The following is a 3,142-nucleotide window of genomic DNA, read 5'->3' as shown; positions in this document are numbered from 1 at the left end:
TGCTCTCCTCTCTGCCTATCGGCGGCAGCGCCCGCCGGGCCGCCGCGCCCGCCGCCCCCCCCCCCCCCCCCCCCCGGGGGGGGCGGCGGGGGGGCGGCCCCCCCCCCCCCCCGGGGCGCTGCCCCGGACCCCGCTCCTCAATCGCCGGAGGGGCTCAGTGGTGCGGCTCAATCGCCGGAGGGGCTTAGTGGTGCGGCTCAATCGCCGCAGGGGCTTGAACGTGCGGGCCCACCCCGGTTGGTGTGCGTCACACGGGGAGGCGGTTACGTGGGCGCCCCGGCCCGCCTATCGTCGAGCCATGTTCGCCGCCTACGCAGCCCGCATCGACCCCGACCAGCCCCTCACCGGCCTGGAGCTGGGCGATCGCCCGGCCCCCGAGGCGCGTCCCGGGTGGAGCACCGTCACCGTCCGGGCCGCCTCCCTCAACCACCACGACCTCTGGTCCCTCCGGGGCGTCGGCCTCTCGCAGGACCGGCTGCCGATGATCCTCGGCTGCGACGCGGCCGGCGTCGACCAGGACGGCAACGAGGTGGTCCTGCACTCCGTCATCGGGCAGTCCGGGCACGGCGTCGGGCCCGACGAGCCGCGCTCCATCCTCACCGAGCGCTACCAGGGCACCTTCGCCGAGCAGGTCACCGTCCCGACCTGGAACGTCCTGCCCAAGCCGAAGGAGCTCAGCTTCGCCGAGGCCGCCTGCCTGCCGACCGCCTGGCTCACCGCGTACCGGATGCTGTTCACCAACGCCGGGGTGCGGCCCGGGGACTCCGTGCTCGTCCAGGGCGCCGGCGGCGGGGTCGCCACCGCCGCGATCGTGCTCGGGAAGGCCGCCGGGCTGCGGGTCTTCGCCACCAGCCGGGACAAGGCCAAGCGCGAGCGGGCGGTCGAACTCGGCGCGCTGGAGGCGTACGAGCCCGGCGCCCGGCTTCCGCAGCGCGTGGACGCCGTCATCGAGACCGTGGGGGCCGCCACCTGGTCCCACTCCGTGAAGTCGCTGCGCCCCGGCGGCACCCTCGTCATCTCCGGGGCCACCAGCGGCGACCGGCCCGCGCACGCCGAGCTGACCCGGATCTTCTTCCTGGAGCTGAGGGTCGTCGGCTCCACCATGGGGTCCAAGGACGAGCTGGAGGACCTGCTCGCGTTCTGCGCCACCACCGGTGTGCGCCCGGTCATCGACGAGGTGCTCCCGCTCGACCGGGCCCGCGAGGGGTTCGGGCGGCTGGAGTCCGGCGACCTGTTCGGGAAGATCGTGCTCACGCCGACCTCCTAGGACCGACAAGAACTCGTCCGCTCCCCATACTTGAACAAGTCTCAGCTTTGCTGATGAGATGCCGCCCATGCGAATGGGCAGAGCACTCATGGCAGTTGTCGTCGCGTCCGTGCTCGCGGCGGGGGCCCTCGCCCCCGCCGCCTCGGCGCGCCCCGCACCCGTCTCCCCGTCCTCGTCCGAAGGCGCTGTACCGCCCCTCACCGACGACCGGGGGCGCACCCTCACCCTGCGCGGCTGGAACGTCGAGGACAAGGCGAACCGCGGCGAGGACGCCCTCACCGCCATCACCGAACGGCACTTCCGCGACCTGCGGGCAGGAGGCTTCAACTTCGCCCGGCTGCTGGTCTTCTGGGACGACCTGGAGCCCCGGCGCGGACAGTACAGCGAGCGCTACCTCCGGAAGATCGAGCGCATCCTGGGCTGGGCCCACCAGCACCGCATCCATGTCCTCATCGACGCCCACCAGGACGTCTTCGGGCCCGCGTTCGGCCACCGCGGCATTCCGGAATGGGCCACGAGGACCGACGGGATGCCGTTCACGCCGAACCCCGACGACTGGTTCTCCGAGTATTTCCAGCCCGCCGTCCAGCGGGCCTTCACCCACCTCTACGAGGACCCCGATCTCCGTCGCGCCCAGGCCGCCATGTGGCAGGTCCTCGCGGAACGCTTCCGCGACCACCCGGCCGTCATCGGCTACGACCTGATCAACGAACCCATGGGGGAGCTGCGCGAGGGCGAGGACCTGCCGACCGCCGCCCGCCGCATCGAGGCCCAGCACCTCACCCCGATGTACAACCGGCTCGCCCGCGCCGTCCGGGCCAAGGACCGCTCCACCTGGATCTTCGTCGAGCCCACCCCCATCGTCGGCGAGGGCGTGCCCACCGGCCTCGGCCGTATCCACGACAGCCGGACCGTGTACGCCCCGCACTTCTACAACACCGCCATGGAGGCGGGCGCCGACTACGACCCGGACGCGGGCTGGATCGAGGCGTACGAGGCCGCCGTCACCGCCTACCCGGCCCGCCACCGGATGCCCGTGGTCGTGGGGGAGTGGGGGCCGCTCAACAACGCTCTCCCCAACATGGGCCGCTTCTACCGGGAGGCCGTCGCCTCCCTGAACCGCTACAGCTCCGGCTGGGCGGGGTACGTCTGGTGCTACGGCGGCGGCTACTGCGCCGTCGACGAGCGCGGCCGCTTCCGCACGAACAAGGAGCAGACCGCCACCCCGTACGCCCCGGCCGTCGCGGGGACCGTCCGCTCCGACACGTACGACGCGGGCAGCCGCACCTACCGCCTCGCCTACCGGGCCTCCGCCCGCCCCGGGGTCACCGAGCTGTCCCTGCCGCCCTCCTCCCGGGGGTGGCGGGTCTCCGTCGCCGGACGTGCTCACGTCCTCGGCGCCTCGTCGCGCGGCGGATGGCCGGTCGTTCTCGCGTGGCCCGGGAGTGAAGTGGTCGTGACCGTGCGGGAAGCTGGCCCGTATGGACGAACTGACCACCCCTGAAGGGTTTCTGCTGCGCCCCTGGCTGCCCGACGACGCCTCGGCGGTGCTCCGCGCCTTCGCCCCGGCCGAGATGGACCGCCAGACGGACCGGCCCGTGGGCGACCGGTCCGGGGCGCTGGCCTGGATCGCGGACCGCGCGCGCGAACGGGGGGCGCGCACCGGATACTCCTGGGCCGTCGTGGGGGAGGAGGGCGAGGCGCTCGGCTGTGTGGCGCTCAACGCCGTCAACCGGACCCATGACAGCGGCTGGGTCTCCTACTGGACCACGCCGCAGGCGCGCGGGCCCGGGGGGGCCCCCCCCCCCCCCCCGGGGGCCGCGGCCGCCGGCCGTGCGGGAAACGCGGGGATAAGCCGGGGGCAGGGGGCCCCCC

General features: G+C 73.9%; 3 protein-coding genes. All 3 read left to right on the top strand.

What is annotated here, in order from left to right; genetic code table 11:
• Positions 1–298: 298 nt before the first annotated feature.
• Positions 299–1,267, top strand: a complete 969-nt coding sequence (locus JS521_RS14645; RefSeq protein ID WP_205083414.1) for a zinc-binding dehydrogenase — start codon at positions 299–301, stop codon at positions 1,265–1,267.
• A gap of 88 nt (positions 1,268–1,355) precedes the next feature.
• Positions 1,356–2,771, top strand: a complete 1,416-nt coding sequence (locus JS521_RS14640; protein ID WP_205083413.1) for a cellulase family glycosylhydrolase — start codon at positions 1,356–1,358, stop codon at positions 2,769–2,771.
• A partial coding sequence (locus tag JS521_RS14635) for a GNAT family N-acetyltransferase (RefSeq protein ID WP_239487287.1) occupies positions 2,749–3,142 on the top strand: 394 nt, incomplete at its 3' end. The genes JS521_RS14640 and JS521_RS14635, both read left to right, overlap by 23 nt.

Source organism: Streptomyces durocortorensis (assembly GCF_016901035.1).
GTDB lineage: Bacteria > Actinomycetota > Actinomycetes > Streptomycetales > Streptomycetaceae > Streptomyces > Streptomyces durocortorensis.
The sequence above is the reverse complement of the archived record's forward strand: the minus strand, read 5'-3'. Positions and strand labels throughout refer to the sequence as shown.

Excerpts from the sequence above, each read along its gene's own strand:
- JS521_RS14645 (WP_205083414.1), top strand. The coding sequence starts at position 299 with ATGTTCGCCGCCTACGCAGCCCGCATCGACCCCGACCAGCCCCTCACC.
- JS521_RS14640 (WP_205083413.1), top strand. The coding sequence starts at position 1,356 with ATGGCAGTTGTCGTCGCGTCCGTGCTCGCGGCGGGGGCCCTCGCCCCC.